This window comes from Rubripirellula tenax (genome assembly GCF_007860125.1).
Classification (GTDB): domain Bacteria; phylum Planctomycetota; class Planctomycetia; order Pirellulales; family Pirellulaceae; genus Rubripirellula; species Rubripirellula tenax.
The window spans coordinates 464,807-481,861 of sequence record NZ_SJPW01000001.1 but is presented as its reverse complement, the minus strand read 5'-3'; the positions used below and the strand labels follow the sequence as shown (position 1 = coordinate 481,861).

Annotated in this window: 11 protein-coding genes; 2 read left to right on the top strand and 9 right to left on the bottom strand. The window is 57.7% G+C overall.

The genetic code is table 11. The annotated features are described in order from the left end of the window. Nucleotides 1–66: 66 nt before the first annotated feature. The 4 genes from Poly51_RS01755 to Poly51_RS01740 all read right to left on the bottom strand — a co-directional run bounded on the left by Poly51_RS01755 (nt 67) and on the right by Poly51_RS01740 (nt 5,868). Nucleotides 67–1,443, bottom strand: coding sequence for a Gfo/Idh/MocA family protein (locus tag Poly51_RS01755; RefSeq protein ID WP_146453625.1), 1,377 nt, complete (start codon nt 1,441–1,443; stop codon nt 67–69). A gap of 52 nt (nt 1,444–1,495) precedes the next feature. Next, nucleotides 1,496–2,503, bottom strand: a complete 1,008-nt coding sequence (locus tag Poly51_RS01750) for a formylglycine-generating enzyme family protein (RefSeq protein ID WP_246114204.1) — start codon at nt 2,501–2,503, stop codon at nt 1,496–1,498. A gap of 75 nt (nt 2,504–2,578) precedes the next feature. Continuing rightward, a complete protein-coding gene (locus Poly51_RS01745; RefSeq protein ID WP_146453624.1) occupies nt 2,579–3,874 on the bottom strand; it encodes a DUF1501 domain-containing protein in 1,296 nt (431 codons plus the stop codon). A gap of 32 nt (nt 3,875–3,906) precedes the next feature. Then, a complete protein-coding gene (locus Poly51_RS01740) occupies nt 3,907–5,868 on the bottom strand; it encodes a DUF1549 and DUF1553 domain-containing protein (RefSeq protein WP_146453623.1) in 1,962 nt (653 codons plus the stop codon). 193 nt (nt 5,869–6,061) lie between these two features. Between Poly51_RS01740 and Poly51_RS01735 the strand changes: the two genes are divergently transcribed. Continuing rightward, complete coding sequence (locus Poly51_RS01735) at nt 6,062–7,030, top strand: DUF6807 domain-containing protein (protein WP_186775275.1); 969 nt, start codon at nt 6,062–6,064, stop codon at nt 7,028–7,030. A gap of 25 nt (nt 7,031–7,055) precedes the next feature. Here the strand turns inward: Poly51_RS01735 and Poly51_RS01730 are convergent, their stop codons facing one another. Continuing rightward, nucleotides 7,056–9,482 carry a M1 family metallopeptidase gene (locus Poly51_RS01730; protein ID WP_146453621.1) on the bottom strand — a complete coding sequence of 809 codons (2,427 nt, stop codon included), beginning with the start codon at nt 9,480–9,482 and terminating at the stop codon, nt 7,056–7,058. Between the two features lie 94 nt (nt 9,483–9,576). Between Poly51_RS01730 and eboE the strand changes: the two genes are divergently transcribed. Further along, the gene (gene eboE, locus Poly51_RS01725) at nt 9,577–10,845 is read left to right on the top strand and encodes a metabolite traffic protein EboE (RefSeq protein WP_146453620.1); all 1,269 of its coding nucleotides are present in this window, start codon (nt 9,577–9,579) and stop codon (nt 10,843–10,845) included. 894 nt (nt 10,846–11,739) lie between these two features. Here eboE and Poly51_RS01715 read toward each other — a convergent pair. The 4 genes from Poly51_RS01715 to Poly51_RS01700 form a co-directional block, all read right to left on the bottom strand. Then, a complete protein-coding gene (locus Poly51_RS01715; RefSeq protein ID WP_146453618.1) occupies nt 11,740–12,498 on the bottom strand; it encodes a glycine zipper domain-containing protein in 759 nt (252 codons plus the stop codon). A 197-nt stretch (nt 12,499–12,695) separates the two neighbouring features. Next, nucleotides 12,696–13,877, bottom strand: a complete 1,182-nt coding sequence (locus Poly51_RS01710; RefSeq protein WP_146453617.1) for a nucleoside monophosphate kinase — start codon at nt 13,875–13,877, stop codon at nt 12,696–12,698. A 139-nt stretch (nt 13,878–14,016) separates the two neighbouring features. Next, nucleotides 14,017–14,253, bottom strand: a complete 237-nt coding sequence (locus Poly51_RS01705) for a hypothetical protein (RefSeq protein ID WP_146453616.1) — start codon at nt 14,251–14,253, stop codon at nt 14,017–14,019. Nucleotides 14,254–14,552: 299 nt separating this feature from the next. Continuing rightward, nucleotides 14,553–17,033 (bottom strand): hypothetical protein, encoded by a 2,481-nt coding sequence (locus tag Poly51_RS01700; RefSeq protein ID WP_146453615.1) that lies wholly within the window; start codon nt 17,031–17,033, stop codon nt 14,553–14,555. Nucleotides 17,034–17,055: the final 22 nt, after the last annotated feature.

Sequence of the window (17,055 nt, the reverse complement as noted above, 5' to 3'; positions counted from 1 at the left end):
GCATCCAGAGCGATGACTTTTCCCGTCGCGTTTCGCCGATAAGTCGACGCGACGATCGGCGAGTCGTTAGCTTGCGTCCATGTACTCGCGTTTCTTCACCAAGCCCGGCATGGGTACGGGGTACCGGCCCTGGTCGTCGGGCATCAGCGGTGAATCGCCGCCCATCGTCAACTGGTCGATGCCCGGCGCGAATTCGTGGTCATGCTTCATGAATTTGGTCAGCGTGATTTCTTGGCCGGTGTGGGCCGCCATGCGACCCATCGACGTGACCGCGCTTGCCATCACACCACGTTCGACTTCGTTGTAGGGGCGATCTTCGCGGATCGCGTCGATCAGGTCCGCCCATTCCAAGTCATACGGATTGGGTTCCGGTTGCGGGAACGCCCACGTCATCTTGTCTTTGCTCATCGATTGGTCAGTGAACAATCGACTCTTTGCCGGCGTGTGGGAAGCGGTCGAGATGATCGCCGTTCCTTTGGAACCGTGCGCGTAGCTTGCGAACTCTTGTTTGCATCCTGGCACGGTTCGGCCATCGACAAACAACTTGGCACCATCGGCAAACGTATATTCGATCGCGTAGTTGTCGAAGTTCTGGTCCACGCAACCGTCGCGGTAGTGACGGCCGCCGACCGCGATCGCCTTTTCGGGCCAAGCATTTTTCATCCAGCACGATTCGTCGATGTTGTGGATCAGGAAGTCACTGACGGCGCCGCCGCTGAGCCATAGGAAGCCGTGGAAGTTTTTGATCTGGTGATCCAAGTCGCTCATCGAACCGTCGTTGGGCGGTACTGCCGCCGACGCGGTACGTCCGGCCATGCGGTAGGCACGCAGCATGTTGACTTCACCGATTTCGCCGCTTTGGATTCGATCAAACAACTCCATCCGTCCGCGGCAATGGCGACACATCAAGCCGACGGCGACCTTCAAGTTCTTTTCGATCGCGCGGTTGTTCAATTCCAGCATGCGAACCGACGTGGGCGCGTCGATCGTGACAGGTTTTTCCATGAAGACATTCAAACCCTTTTCAATCGCATAGGTGTAGTGCACCCAGCGGAATCCGGGTGGAGTGGCCAAGATCACAACGTCGCCCGGTCGTAACGCGTCCATCGCTTGGCGGTAGGCATCGAATCCGAGGAAGCGTCGCTCGTCGGGAACGTCGACTTTGGATCCAACTTTCGCGTGACCTGACAATGCGGCATGGGTGCTCTTGATGTTGTTTTCAAAGACGTCCGCAAGTGCCACCAACTCAATCGGCCCGTTATCGACGGAAAGCGCATTCAAGGCCGCGCCCGTTCCGCGTCCGCCGCAGCCCACTAGCGCGATGCGGATGGTCGAATCTTGCGCCGCGTGAACGTTGGATGTCGCGGCGGAAACCAGCGTCGTTGCCGCGGCGACGCGTCCGGTGGTTTGTAAGAATTGACGACGTGATGGAGTTTGGGTCATGGGTCGGCCTTCGTGGGCGGGCGGGAGCATTGGGGCGGGAAAGGAAATCAGTTCAATCGGAATCCACTTGTTTCGGTTCGCACTTGTCCCACTTTAGGGCTCGTTCGTCGGCCGTGGGTTCGATAAACGGTCGAACGACACGAAAACCGACGCCCAGCGCATCGGTGTGATACCAAATGCTCTTCGGTAACTGTGGATCTTGTTCTTTCCAGGCGTCGCTGGAACCTTCGCGGGCGGCACTGCGCAGCATGTCCGGGTCATCGTCCCAACCGCCACCGCGAACGATGCGAGGATACAAAGTCTTGGGGACGCTCAGCGGGTCCACCGCGCCGGCGACCGATTGGTACGCTGACGGATCGTATTGATCGAGCACCCACTCGGCGACGTTGCCGTGCATGTCATATAGCCCCCACGGGTTCGGTTCTTTTTCGCCGACTTCGTGATAGGTATCGTCGCTGTTGTCGAAGTACCACGCGTGATCGTCCAGATCGGCTGGGTCATCGCCGAACGAGTATGCCGTCGTGGTGCCCGCGCGAGCGGCGTATTCCCATTCGGCTTCGGTGGGCAATCGATAGTAGTGTCCCGTTTTGGCCGACAACCATTCACAGAACGTTCGCGCGGCATGCTGGGTCATGCAGATCGCTGGGAAGTCACCCTTGCCCATTCCGAAACTCATGTCGGTATACGGTTCAGTCGGCTTCGAGATTCCGTCGACCAGGATGTCACGCTCGCTCGGGTCAACGGACATCATCTTGCGACGCAGTTGGTCCGTTTGTTCACCCCAGGTATCGTATTGATCCCACGTGATTTCGAACTTGCCTATCCAAAACGGCGACACGGTGACTTCCGCTTGCGGGCCCTCATCGTCTTTCCGATCGGCTTCCGATTCGGGCGAGCCCATTTTGAAACTGCCGCCGGGGATCGGCACCATCTCGATCGCCAAGTCGGTGTGTTCCAGTCGATCGGAATACGGCTGCATCGTAGTCGGTTTCTCGGCGACAACCGAACTGGACGACACGCCGGCGATGGTCAAAGACAGCACGAGTTGTTTGAGCGTCAACGTGAGTGTCCGGGGAGGGATAGTGTGGCGGCAGGTGTTGAATGGACCCGGCCCGTTTGAAAGCCCGTGAATTTATTAAGCCAAGAGAGCGGCAATCGGGTCACCGTCGCCACCGATTTTAAAAGGGCGACCGTTGGGGGCGAACCGTTCTTCGTCGAGCGGCAAACCGGCGGCGGCGGCAATCGTTCGATTGAAATCGGATACAGAGACTTGGTCTTTAGCGACCGAAAATCCTTTCGCGTCGGATTCGCCGTACACTTGGCCACCGTTGATTCCCGCACCCGCCAACAGGCTGCAAAAGGCGCCGGGGTGATGATCGCGTCCGCCGTTGACGTTCATCTTGGGCGAGCGACCGAATTCGGTGGTCAACACAATCAACGTTTCGCCCAGCAGACCACACTGGTGAAGGTCGCGCAGCAGACTGCCCAGCGCCGTGTCCAACTGTTCGGCTTTCGTGTCCATCGACGAATACAGTTCGGTGTGCATGTCCCATCCGCCGGAATTCACTTCGACGAATCGAGCGCCGCCTTGCACCAGTCGACGCGCCAACAGACATGCCTGGCCCAGCGAATTGTTGCCGTAGGCTTCACGAACCTTCTCGGGTTCCTGCTTGATGTCGAACACCTTCAAGTGTTCGCTGCCCATCAAACGACGGGCCTCGCTGTAGAGTTGGTTGTAAGCGGCAACGACTGTGTTTTCTCGTTTCGATTGAAACGCTTCGTCGAACTTTCCGGCCAGCGTCAAACGGCGGCTGAACAATTCAGCCGGTAAGTAGTTCGGAAGCGACGTGTTCTGCAATCCGGCTGCCGGGTTCGGAATCGGTACCGGCGAATGGGCGGCTTCCAAGAAACCGGCCCCCGGGTGGCGATTGCCCGATCCGATCACATAGTTGCCCGGCAATTCTTTGTTAAGGCGACCTTGTTCGGCAACCATCCATGCGCCCATCGCTGGATGCTGGATGCTGTTGAGTTGTTTGTAGGAGGTTCGCATCAGGTACTTGCCCTGGTCGTGTGCACCCGTTTCGGTGCTGAGCGAACGGACAACGGCAATCGCGCCGGCCAAGTACGCCAATTTGGGAAACCGGTCACCGAACATCATGCCGGGAACCCGAGTCTGGATCGGTTTGGTTTCGCCCGCTTCTTCGACACCGACTTTCGGATCGAACGTGTCCAGGTGCGTCATCGCACCATCCATGAACATGTAGATGACGTGCTTGGCCTTGCCGACCGGCGTGGCGGCGGCGTGGGCGGACGTTTCGCCGAATAGGCCCGGTGTCAGCACGGTACCCGCGAACGAAACGCCCAGCGTTTGCTTGGCGATATTTTGCATGAATTGCCGGCGATCGGCGGGCGAAAAATCTGGTCGAGCCATAGTGATTCGATTCTAACGGCGAGAAGAGAGTGTTATTGAACGAACAGAAATTCGCGTGTGTTCAGGAGTGCCCAAATGATATTGCCGTATCCAACACCGTCTTGTCGGACTCGGCCAAGTTCCATCGCAGCGACCTTGCGGTCCGACGCATCCGGATTCCGTGCCAGCACGCTCAAGAAGATTGCGTCAATGCGGTCACGTGTCGAATCGATCGCCAAAACGTCGTCGACGATTGCGGAACCAGCTTCCAGCATGACGTGCGTGATCGGGCCGTTGAACATCGCCAAAATCTGAGGCACGGTCGGATCGGTTTGCGAGCCATTGATGGTTTCGCGATCCCCTTGGCCGAATTGCCGCAAGAAGTGATCGGCGCTAACCGGCGATGGCAACTCGCTGGCCCGCGCTAGGACATTGCCCTGATACGCATGCTTGTTCAGCGACCGCTTGTACGTGTTGTCAAAGTAAGTTTCGCCGTAGCGTTCGCTTTGTTTCTTGAATGCTTCGTAATTCGTTTTCTTGAAGTCGACGTCCATCACCGGTGCCAAATCCTTGGCGGTTGGTCGCTCGAACGGCCACGGATTGTTGACGGCCAACGTCAGAATCGAATCCCAAACCTGTTCCGCCGACATCCGCCGAACCACCGGTCCTGGAAAATAGTATTCCTCGCCACTGGTCAATTCGTAGTCCGTCGACACGTGTTGATAGGTCTTGCTGTAAAGAATCATCCGCATGAATTCCTTGATGTCGAAATCGCTGCGCGCGACTTCTTCGGCCAGGTAATCCAGCAGCGGTTCGTTGACACAAGCGTTCTCGTCGCGGAAGTCGTCGATCGGTTCGACCAAACCAACTCCCAAGAATCGCTTCCAAAGTCGGTTCGCAATCGTTCGCGTGAATTGCGGGTTGTCGGCACTGGTCAACCATGCCGCAAACTGTTCCCGTGGACTGGATTTCGACGCGGACGTCGGGATCTCGCCCCACAACACCTCGGGCGTGACGATGTCTTTCGGCTTTGCATCTTCGTAGGCGTAATCGTGCGGCAATCGCAGCTTGGCCGGGACTTCCGATACCACGTACATGTTGGCTTGGGCGAGACGTTGGAAGGGACCGGGAACGCGACCGTTTTCGAATTTTCCGCGAGCCTCTTTGATCAGCGTGGCTGCCGGATTCGTCTTCTCGAATCCAGGGTCGCCCTTACGAAGTCGCGTGCGTGTGCCGGCTGTGAACGCCGCCAATTGATAGAACTGGTACTGCGACCATTGATCGAACGGATGGTCGTGACATTGGGCGCATCCGATTTGCGTTCCCAGGAAAACGCGAACCGTATTGTCGATGTACGGCAGCGGCATCCCATCATCGCGCAGTTGAAATCCGGTCGCCGGGTTTTCCCAAACCTTTCCGTCGGCCGTCAACATTTCGTACACCCAGGCGTTGTACTTCTTGTTAGTACGGATCGAATCCTTCACGTAACCCAAATAGGGGTCGGCGACATTATTGACTGTGGGGCGCTCGACCAAGCGAAGCACGTCGGCCCAAAAGTTGTAAAAGTTGCTGACGTAGTCGGGGCTGCCTAACAGGTCATCGATCAATTGTTCGCGTTTTTCGGAATCCGACGATTCCAAGAACGCGTTTGCTTCACCGAGCGTGGGAATGCGACCGGCAACGTCCAAGTAGACCCTTCGCAAAAAGACTTCGTCACTTGCGATCGGATTGGGTGCGACGTTTTTTTCTCGCAACTTGTCTTCGACCAAAGAGTCCAAACGATCGGCGGCGGACGCGACGGATGAGCGTGAGTTCGCGTTCACTGCGGCGACGTCCATTTTCAACGTCGGCTTGCTGGTGACGCTGGCCGGTAAGTTGATCTTGGGCGGCTTGGCGGCGGGACGGTTGGATTTCGCATTGCGATTCTGGGCGATCGCGGCCGTCGGCATGCTGACAAAAATGCTCGCAGCGATGATCAATAGATTCGCAACAGCAGTTCGACGAAGGAAACGCATTTGCACGCAACTCAGAAAAGAAGAGAATTCGCCGGCCAGTAGGGGACACGTCACGCCGCCGATATCAAACTATGATAGTCGATTCTCCCTTACCGACGCCACCATTCCCGCCCTCCGACCCGAAAGTCCTGCCGTGAACCGTGCCATCCCCCGCTGGTTTGACCGTATGTGTCGTCCCCTTTTAACGACCGTAATGAGTTTGGGGGTTTTGACGTCCGCTTCGACGACTCTACTCGGCGACAAGCCGGCGACATCGACAATGCGGATCGAAGCCGACAATGACGACGCGGGCCAAGCCATTGGGTGGAAGATCTACGACGGCGATACCCTGGTCGCCGGCTACTTGATCGACAGCCACGGTAAGCCCGTCGTCTATCCCGTCATCGGTCCCAGCGGCCAAGCGATGACACGCCAGTATCCCATCGAGGACGCGCTGGCGACCGAGGCGAAGGATCATCAACATCATCGGTCGATGTGGATGACGCATGGGGAAGTCAACGACTTTGATTTTTGGGCCGACGAAAAGAACGAAGGCGACACGGTCCACCGATCCGCATCGACGGGTGTGACGGACGACGGCGCCGCTTTCATCATGACCAAGAACGATTGGATGTCACCGAAAGGCGAACGCGTGATGTCCGACACGCGTCGATTCACGTTCTTTCGATCGGGCGATCGGCGTGTGATCGATTGCGACGTGATTCTGAAAGCGACCGACGGTGACGTTCACTTTGGTGATACCAAAGAAGGCACGTTCGGTGTCCGTGTTGCGGGCACGATGAAGGTCGACGCGAAGTTGGGCGGCGTCATCACTACCGCCGACGGCGATACGAACGGCAAAGCGTGGGGCAAGGCGGCGCCGTGGGTCGATTACTCGGGACCGGTCAACAATAAGACGGCCGGCATCACGATTCACGATCATCCCAGCAGTTACGGTTATCCGTGCCGCTGGCACGTACGCACCTACGGCCTGTTCGCGGCCAACCCGTTCGGCGTTTCTCATTTCACCGGCGAAGAGAAAACCCGGGGCGTGGTGCTGCCGGCCGGGAAACACATGCGACTAAACTATCGCGTCATCCTGCACGACGGTGGACTGGACGAGGAAGTCGCCAAAGCGGACCAGGAAAAGTTTGCGAACGATCCGCGACCACCGATGCAGTAGCCGGATCGGTTCGTTCGACTTCGTTTCACTCTGCTTCCGTGATTTCTTCCTCGGCAACGTCATCTTCATCGGTGTCCTTGCCGGATTTTTTATCCCTTAGCTTCTGCATCGGGTTGGGCTTCTTTTCGTCCTTGTAAAGCTTGAAACGGCTGGGGACGATCTTGGGTGGCCAATCGTTGTTCGACGTTTCGGTGTCGGCGAGTTCGCGGCGCGGGTCCAATTCGAGACGCGAAATTTCTTTGTCGGTCACGAACAGCTTGTCGACCCGGTTACCGTTGGCTCGCCAAATGTCGACTGGAATCGTTACCAATTCGTTCGTGTTGTCGGTGTAGTGGATCCGAACGATGATCGGCATCACCAACCCGCCGACGTTGCGGAAGGAAGCGATATAGAAATTGGTCGAGCGGCGCAACATCGCTCGCTCTTTTTCGGTCAGCCCATCGACAAACTTGGTGAATGCCTTGCGCGCCGATTCTTCGACGGCGTGTTCGTCAAAGTCGTCGCTGTTGTAGAAGTCCTTTAAGCCCGCCTGCCACTCGATCCGTTTCCGCAGTTGTTTGTTTCGTTCCTCACTTAACGTCGGTTCTTCGTCGTCACGTTCTTTGCGTTTCCGTTCGGCGCCGGTGTCAGGATCGCCGCTGTCGATCTGGAACAGTTTCAGGTTTTCGATCGCGATATCGACGTGATCGGTGCTGTAAAACCAGCCTCGCCAGAACCAATCCAAATCGGTGCCCGATGCGTCTTCCATGGTGCGGAAGAAATCGCTTGGCGTTGGTCGTTTGAATTTCCATCGCCGGGCGTACTCGGCGAACGCAAAATCAAACAGTTCGCGGCCCAGGATCGTTTCTCGCAAGATGTTCAGCGCCGTGGCGGGTTTCGCGTAGGCGTTGTTACCGAATTGCAGGATTTCTTCGCTGCCCGACATGATCGGTCGTTGGTTTCCGCCTCGCATGTAGGGAACGATTTTCTCGGGGGCGCCGCGCCGCGACGGGTAATCGGTTTCCCATTCTTGTTCAGTCAAGTATTGCAGAAACGTATTGAGTCCCTCGTCCATCCACGTCCATTGACGCTCGTCGCTGTTGACGATCATCGGATAAAAATTGTGCCCGACTTCGTGGATGATGACCGAGATCAATCCGTACTTGGTGTCGCGCGTGTAGGTCCCGTCTTCTTCGGGGCGCGGTCCGTTGAAACAAATCATCGGGTACTCCATCCCGTACACCGGTCCGTTGACGCTGATCGCGACCGGATAGGGGTATTCGAACGAATAACGGCCGTAGACTTCCAACGTGTGGGCGATCGCTTCGGTCGAATATTGGCTCCACAGCGGTTCGGCTTCGTTGGGGTAATACGACATCGCCATGACTTTGTTGTCACCGACGTCGACACCCATCGCGTCCCAGATGAACTTTCGGCTGGCGGCAAAGGCAAAGTCGCGAACGTTGTCGGCATGGAACTGCCACGTCGTGGTCTTGTCCGTCCGTTGCGACTGGTTCTCTTTTGCCTCGTCGGGCGTGATCACAAAAACGGGCTTCTTGGCATTCGCGGCTTCTGCCAAGCGTTGCTTCCACGGGTCCTTCAACACATCGTCGGCATTTTGAAGTTCTCCGGTCGCCGCGACAACCATTTCGGCCGGCGCAGTGATGCGAACGTCATAGTCGCCCAGTTCCAACGTGAACTCGCCGCGACCGAGAAACTGTTTGTGCTGCCATCCGGCATAGTCGGTGTAGGCGGCGACGCGCGGATACCACTGAGAGATTTCGTAGATGTAGTTGTCGTCCTTGTCGAAGTACTCGCTGCCGCCGCGGGCGCGGATGACTTTTGCGTCGACGATGTTGTATTGGTACTTGATCGCAAAGCCCATCGAATCGCCGGGGGCGAGCGGTTCGTTCAAGTCGATCCGCATCATCGTTTTGTTGATCGTGTGACGCAGGGCAACGTCGTCGTCGGATACTCGTTTTGTCGTCGGATCCGGATTCGGCTGCGACGAAGGATTCCACTTGGTGACCGATTCGATGTCGAAGCCGCCGTCGAATGTCATCGACGCCAAGATTCCGCTGATCGCGTCGAAGGTGATCTTTGGCGATAGCGATGGTGAGGGCGAAGCGTTGTTGGAATCCGAGTCGGGTCGAAATCGGTTCTGGTCCAATTGCACCCAAACGTAGTTCAACGGATCGGGCGAAAGGTTGTGGTAGTGGATTCGGACGGTGCCCAGGATTCGCTGGTTCGCGTCGTCAAGCGTGACGTCGATGTCATAGTCGGCACGCTGTTGCCAATATTCTGGACCGGGTGCACCCGACGCGGTGCGGAACGCGTTGGGCGTCGGCAACCATTGGTCGATCTGATAGAAGCGGTCCGCCGAATCGGCGTGCTTGCGATTGTCCAGCGGTTGAGCCCAGGCGGGTTGTAGGGCAGCAAAAACAAACAAAATCGTCAGGCAGAATTTTGGCATAGTGGGGCGTGGGATTCTTAAGGGGAACCGAACGTAAGGGGTTCAGAATTGTTCAGCTTAATCGGGTCGCGGCAAACACGTGTCAGCGCGTAAGATGAACGACTTGTTTCGCATCATCCTCAGTCAGCAACGACGTATTGTGACGAATATAGACCCAACGAAGTGGACCATCGGCTATTGCACCAATGTGCATGCGGGGACCGACATGAAGTCGATCCAGCAGAACCTTGAACGATTCGCCGTGCCGGCTCGGATCGAAGCGGGGATGGACGAAATCGGGGTCGGTCTGTGGTTGCCCGCGACGGCGGCGGCCCAGTTGGCCGGTCAAGCGAGTGACTTCGCCGCATTCTTGGGGAAATTGAATCTGCGTCCGTACACGATCAACGGTTTTCCGTACGACAATTTCCACCAAAATGTCGTCAAACACGCTGTTTACGAACCGACGTGGGAAGACGTGTCTCGGCTGGAATACACCCAACAATTGGCAGAGATCCTGGCGGCCATTTTGCCGCCCAGTGATGGTGGGGACGGCGATGCGGAAGCGATCGGATCGATCAGCACGTTGCCGATCGGTTGGCCGACGACCGGTGCGGATGGGATAGCCGCCGATCCGGCACATCGTTGGGCCGCAGCCGGAAAACAGTTTCGCCAATTGGCGAACTACTTGAAGGACTTGGAATCGCGAACCGGTCGGCGAATCGTCGTCGCCATCGAGCCGGAGCCGGGTTGTTTGCTGGACACGGCAACGGACATCGTAGCGTTCTTTGCCAAGGAACTGCCCGAAGCCGACCACCGCCGGTATCTGACCGTGTGCCATGACGTGTGCCACTCGGCTGTGATGATGGAAGGTCAAGCCGACGTGATCGCTCAATATGCCGACGCGGGCATCATGGTGGGGAAGGTCCAGGTCAGCAGCGCCGTCGTCGCGGATTGGCAATCGATGGCCATTGGTCGACGTCGCGAGGCGATTGAGCAACTGAAGCACTTTGCCGAGGATCGCTATCTGCATCAAACGATGCGGCTGAGTGCGACGGGGCAAACGACGTTGACCGAAGACTTGCCGGAGCTGATCGCCAAGATCGCTAAAGACGGTGATCCGGTATGGGGCGACGATCGCTGGGTCGTTCACTTCCATGTGCCGATTTTCTTGGAACGATTCGGGCACCTGACGACGACGCATGCGGATGTGCTGGACTGCCTGAGGGCGTTGGTGTCGAACGACCAGGTTCAGTTTTCTGGTCACCTGGAAATCGAAACGTACGCGTGGTCGGTCTTACCCGAGCCGATGCGAAAACGAGGATTGGCCGAAGACATCGCCAGCGAATTGTTGTGGCTGCGCCGCTCGATCGTTGAATCGATGTAGGGAACGTGTAGAAAAAGTGGCGAGAATAAAGTGTCCGACCCCTTTTGCCGGGAACCGGCCCTTCGGGTGCTTCGCACAAAAGGGGGCAGGCACTTATTTTCCGCTCCGAGAGACGGCAATTGCATAAAAAAAGAGGCGGCCCGCATCGGTTGCGGGTCGCCTCTTGTGTTTTAGTCCGTGCTATTGACTAGTTTAGCAACCGCAAGGATCGCACGCTGGTGCACAGCAGTTCTTTGCTGCACGACGAGCGCGAAGCTTTTGGATCAGCTTGCAACCGCGGCGAGGAGCTTCGCAGCAGGTCGGTGCCGGTTCAGGGCAGCAAACTGGTGCTGGTGCGCAAACGGGTGCTGGAGCGCAAACAGGTGCTGGTTCGCAGCAAACTGGTTCGGGAGCGCAAACAGGAGCCGGTGCTTCGCAGCAAACCGGTTCGGGAGCACATGTGGGAGCACAAGCTGGCGCACAAGCGTCAGCCTTGCAACGTCCGAACAACTTGCCGAAGCAACCTGCGTCCGAATTCGGAGCCACGATCGATCCGACCAAAGCGAACATCGCAAACAAAACAATCGACTTCATTTCTGCCTCCTAGGGGCTGAACAAGGGGTTGAGAAGTGCGGGATTCTAAGGGTCAAGAAGAATGCAGCAACTGGGCAAACTGGGTGTTGGCTCACTTCAAGCCAAATAAAGTCGAAATTCTGCCAAAAGAACGCTACGCATGTACACCTAAAAGCCCGAATCGCGGCTCCGTGGGGTGGTTCGTTTGTGGCCGTTAGTGGTGTCGAGTGGGACGTCGCATGGGAGGTCCACGTCGATTGCTAGGTCTTCCGGCTGGCCAGCATCCGTCGAAACGGGCGGACCGTCGCCAAGCATCGGCTCAGTTTCGCGGTGCCAGCAGGCTCAGTTTCGCGGTGCCAGCAGGCTGGGACCGTACAAATCGGGCGATTCGGTCGGGTATCGGTACGAGCGTCCTTCGACTGTGGGCGTCGCATTGCTGCGGTACGTTCCATTGCGGTCAAAATCACTGGGCGACGACACGGTAGGTTCTGCGAAAACGCCCTGCATCGCGTCAATGATCAACTCGCTAACGCCTTGTTGGTGCAACGCGATGATTTCCGAAACGGCCAGATGCCGTGATACGCCACGAAGTTGGATTTGGCGGACGATCATCGGCTCGCTCAGACCACTTCGAACCATCGCGACGACATCTTCGGTCGATAAGGTAGGTTGCGCCGGCAGAGCTGCCATGGTCGGTTCACCGTAGACTACCGGCGGCGCATCGTAGACGCGGGGCGCGTAGTAGTCTTGTCGGTGTTGGCCGTCGCGATAGGCGGGATATCCCGGTTGAGCGTGGGTGGGTGGACCATAGGCGGGGATCTGCGACGGGTAAGTCGGATAACCCGAGTGGTAACGCCGATCGTGGTCGATCCGTTGGTCGCGAGCATCGCCGATTGTTCCGCCAGCAACAGCGCCGACGGCGCCGCCGATCAACGCGCCGGCGGTTTCGTTGTTGCCCTTATCGCCGATTGCGACACCGATGGCCGCACCGGCGAGACCGCCCAGAATCGCCCCGCGGCGTCGGTTGGTGTGGTCTTGGGCGTTGGCTTGCGCGACAGAGACGGAAACCAGCAGGGCGGCCAGGGTGAAACGCTTGATCATGGCGATGACGCAGGAAAGTGGAATTGCAGTGACAGGGCAAAATGCGCCCAAGTCAAAGATGCCACATTCCGACGGCGCGGCCAGGAAAAAGATGACGGTTTTGTCGATTAGGTTCCGTTGAACGGTTCCACTTGGTCAACCGGTTCCACTGGGTCAATCGGTTCCACTGGGTCAATCGGTTCCACTTAGCGGACCGGTTAGCCGCGGCGGATTTCTGATCCTTTGAATCGAACGGCGATGTGGTAGACCTTCCGTTGTTGGTACTCGATTTCGCCCGTTTGCAGATCGAATCGCGTCGGCGTGCTGTGCTTGGTGATATCGACGGTAGCGTGGAAGCCTCGTTCGGAAAACACGTCGATCAACATCGGTAACGAATCGGTGGCTTCCCAAATCGCGTCGTCGGAATTGATACTAGCGCGGCCCGAGATCGCGTGCCGCAGAATAATCGGCATCATCTTGGCTTCGATTTGGTCCACGACACGGTGGAACAAATCAGGTTGCTCGATTTCATAGGTATCCAGCCGCGTGACCAAATCGCGTCGCGCGTGGCTGATGATCTCGCTGGCCAGCGGAATCCGGCGCAGGGTGTGAAAGGTCCGCGGGTCCAATTCCAGCGAACTCTGGTATTCCAGTTCGCGCAGAATGTTCTCTTGCACCACATCCAACGGCGCTTGGGCGTTGATGAAGTGGTAGTGAAAGATCTGTTTCAGCGAGACGAGCGCGTCGTAGGTTCGCTCCTTGAAGACACGGTATCGGTTCCGTGCCAGTTCCTCGTTGAAGTCGGTCGGTCGTTCTTCGACCTTCGACGCTTGGTCGTCCCCTTCGGCGGCGACGTTGTGCGCGATCGTTTGTCGGCCACGTTTGATTTGTCGAGCGACGCTTTCGGCTTCGTCGACGAACAGCAGGATGATATGAAAGATGGGTTGCTTGAAATGGACGACGTCGGGGGTGTCCTGGAATTCGCGTCGCAACCCGATCATCGCGTCGTAAAGCAGTTTCAGGCACTCGACCTGAACTTTGGTCCGCGGAAACCCGTCCAGAATCGCGCCCGATTGATACTGTGGATTCAGCAGTTCGCGAAAAACGATCCTGACGGCTTCGCGGTCGCCGACCATCCCGCCCTGGGCCTTGATCGATTGGGCTTCGGGGCTGTTTAGAAGCTCGCTTACCACGATCGGTTTGGTCGAGATATCGCGGACTTTGCGGATGAAGTCGGTGTTGGTGCCCTTACCGGCCCCGGGCGCACCACCGAGCAGGATCAGCTCTTTGGGAAACCGCATATTGCTGCGGCCGCGCTCGTCTTCCATCTCCTTCCAAACCGAGTTGAAGATCAGCTGGGCATCTTTCACCTCGAGGTCCGCAGGCACGGATTTTTTCATCGAGTTAGGCAGAGAGTTGGGCACGTCGTTACCGTCACGCAAGCGGAATAGGAACCGAATGCGTCAGCTTAATCTTGGCCGGTCGGTTACACAAAGGCGTTAACCGCGTCAATGTCCCGTGCCGAGACACGACAAAATGCTAGGCAACGCGAACGTTGTTGCAAATCTGGTTCAGCACGCCCGCTTTGCGAATCGCCGGCACCAACTGATCAATCAGCGAGGCCGACGGAAGTGAGCCGCTCAGAACCACGCGTGACGATTCGATCGACACTTGCACGTCGGCAGCGTGAAGCGACAGTTCGCTGTCGAATCGCAATACACCATCGATCCGTTGAAGCATCCGTTGGTCACGGCACTGAATTTCGGTCGTCGTCATGAAATTGCATCTCCCACGAAGTGACAGCGACAAAGCGCCAAAATCGTGAATGAGGGTGGGAATGTTGGTGGGAGTCACCCTGGCCATTTTTTTAGCCAAGTGACGAAACATTGGCGTCCATCTACTCGTTTACACCCTGATTCGGCAAGGTCAAAGCAAAAGACGATCGTTTTCTGGGTTTTGGGAAGAAACGGGGGCGGAAGTTAACATGATTCCGAGACTGTGGGAAGTTACGGCCCCTAACGCAGTCGTCCGTTTCACCCAGAAGGGCTGGCGCCGGCTGTCACACTCGTGTCAGCTCACTGGCCACCTTCGTTCCATCGGATGTCGCCTTTGCGTTGTCGCGCCACCCACTTTTTGATGCCCGGTTCTCGGCGGACGGCGTTGTCCTGTTCGGCGCGGAAGTACAACGTGGTGCCCGTCATCTTGTGCAGATTTTCAAGCGCCAACACGCGTACCGCCATCGCTTCGGAATCGAGTAACCGAACCAGTTCTTCGTCACCGCCTTCGATCAGTTGTTTTTGCGAGTAGCCCGTCAACAGACGAAACATCGGTACCGCATTGGCTGCGTCCATTCGAACGATCGATTTTTCGAGCTGGCTTGCCGACGCGGCGCTGCGGTCAACGACGGAAAGCAGTTCCAAATAATGCTGTGGCCAGTACGCCCGTTGTTTCGTTTCCGACAAGATCCCGTCGCTGCCGAAGTAAACGTCGCCTTGGCCCATGTGCAGCAGAGTCTGAGCGGCCAAGGAAGCCACTTCGCTGCGTCGAAACAGCGTGGCTTCGCGGAGCGTGATTTCGAGCGGTTGGTCGGACGCAATCAGTTCCAACAAGCCTTCCCGTGCACCGGCTTCGATCGACGTCGCCGCCGGATCGGCCGGGTCGACCCATGGCGGAACGCCATCGACGGGTGAGACCATGGGTTTGCCGCCGCTGCGTTTGACCCATTGTTGTCGCGTGGTCAGCTCGGATTGGTCATTGTCCGAACTCAATCCGACGGCACCTTGGACCGCCAACACGCCCGCCAACTCGATCCGATTATCCGCCTCCAACGGGTCCAACCCCGGCGCGCGAAAGTGCTTGATGCTTGCCGCCACGACCGATGCTGATTCCGCAAACGACAACGTGACCAGCTCGTTGCCCAATGCGATGTCGATACGCGCATTCGGGCGATTCGACTTGATCAAGACGCGCCCGCTTACGATTGCGATTGCCGACTCGCCTTCTTCGTCCGCCACCCAAACAGCTTCGGCCGGTCCGACCAACGTTACATCAAAGCCAGATACCGACGTCATGGTTGCGCGGAATGTCGGTGGGCAAACGACGGGATAGCCTGGGACGACCGTCATGCCTTTCTTCAATCGCACCCATTTCGGGGCTCCGCCCCCAACGCCTTTGTTGGTCGCGATCAATGAGTTTTCGGTCGTGATCGTCGCTACTTCGGTCGCCGGTTGGGCAAGTCGCGGGGGATCCGTTGCCAAAGGCAGTTCGTCGGCCATGGGGGGATCCGCAGCGATGCTTGCCATTGCTTCCGGGGGCGGTAACGCCGCAGGGCCGGGCAGTTCAACTTCCATCGCTTCGTCGTCGCCAACACCGTCGGCTGTGGGGCTTGCCAGAACCGAAGGCTTCGGTGGTGGCATGAACTCAGCGTCATCGAAATCGTCCGTCATCTCGAATTCCGCCTCAGGCTGCGCGGCCCTCTCGCGACCGAGGTTGGGTTCTGAGTCGACGTCTCGCGATGGAGCAGGTGGCGGCAGCATTTCGGCGTCGCTAAACGCTTCGTCGTCGATCGCGTTTTCGGGCGTCGGAATTGATTCCATCGGGGGCGTCATGTCGATGGGTGCATCGATCTCGCTGGGGTCAAATCCAGCGGGGTCAAGTCCACTGGGGTCAAGTCCACTGGGGTCAAGTCCACTGGGGTCAAGGGTCTTCGTACCGTCGAGTTGTGCCACCGAGTCGTCGCGGTTCAGCAGCGGTGCAAAGATCCGCGAAAGGGCGAACAGCAGCACGCCCGCCAAGGCCAGCGACACCAACCATGGCGTGATTCGCGACGTTCGTACCAAACCGCCGTAGATCGCTGTGTCGTTAGGATCGCGTTTCTTGGATCCGGCCATCGCCGGTCCTTTTCCGCCGCTCGAGGCAACCGTCGCTGTCACGCCGGCTTCGCGCAGTCGTGTCGGCGCATCGGAAACACCTGAGTCAGCCGGGCCCACCGGTGTGACTGGATCGCCGGTATGCGTCAGGGGCGAATCCATCGTCGGCAACTCACTCACGTCCGTCAAAGGCGCCAAACCGCTCTTCAGCGCTCCGCCGAGCGCGTCGACGGTCACGGGCGGTGGCCCGTCCATGGTCAGCGAAGAAAATCGTGTGCTCGATGCTGCGATCCGCTCGATTTCTCGTTCGGGCAATTCGTAAATCCGACTCCGCAACGCCGGAGGCACGTCGGCCGACTTGCCCAACACCATCGTCAGAATCTGGTGACAAGCAGCAGCCTCCGCCAAACGCGAATCTGATTCCAAACAAGCACGCTCGATCTCGGCGACCTGTTCGGTCGGCAACGTGCTGTCCAGATACTCGGCAATCACGTTGGCATCGTCATTGGGGCCGACTGCGTCTGGGCGAGGTGCTCCCAGCGACGGGTTGATCAGTCCGGCCCGAAGACGCTGGACCAATTGCGTTGCAAAACCGCTCTCAGCCAGCTTCGTGCGAAGAATCTCCGCATCCTGAGGCTCGAGCGTGTTGTCCAGGTAAGCCAGCAGTGTTCGCAGTGTCAGTCGCATCGATTTTCTCTCGCCAAAATTC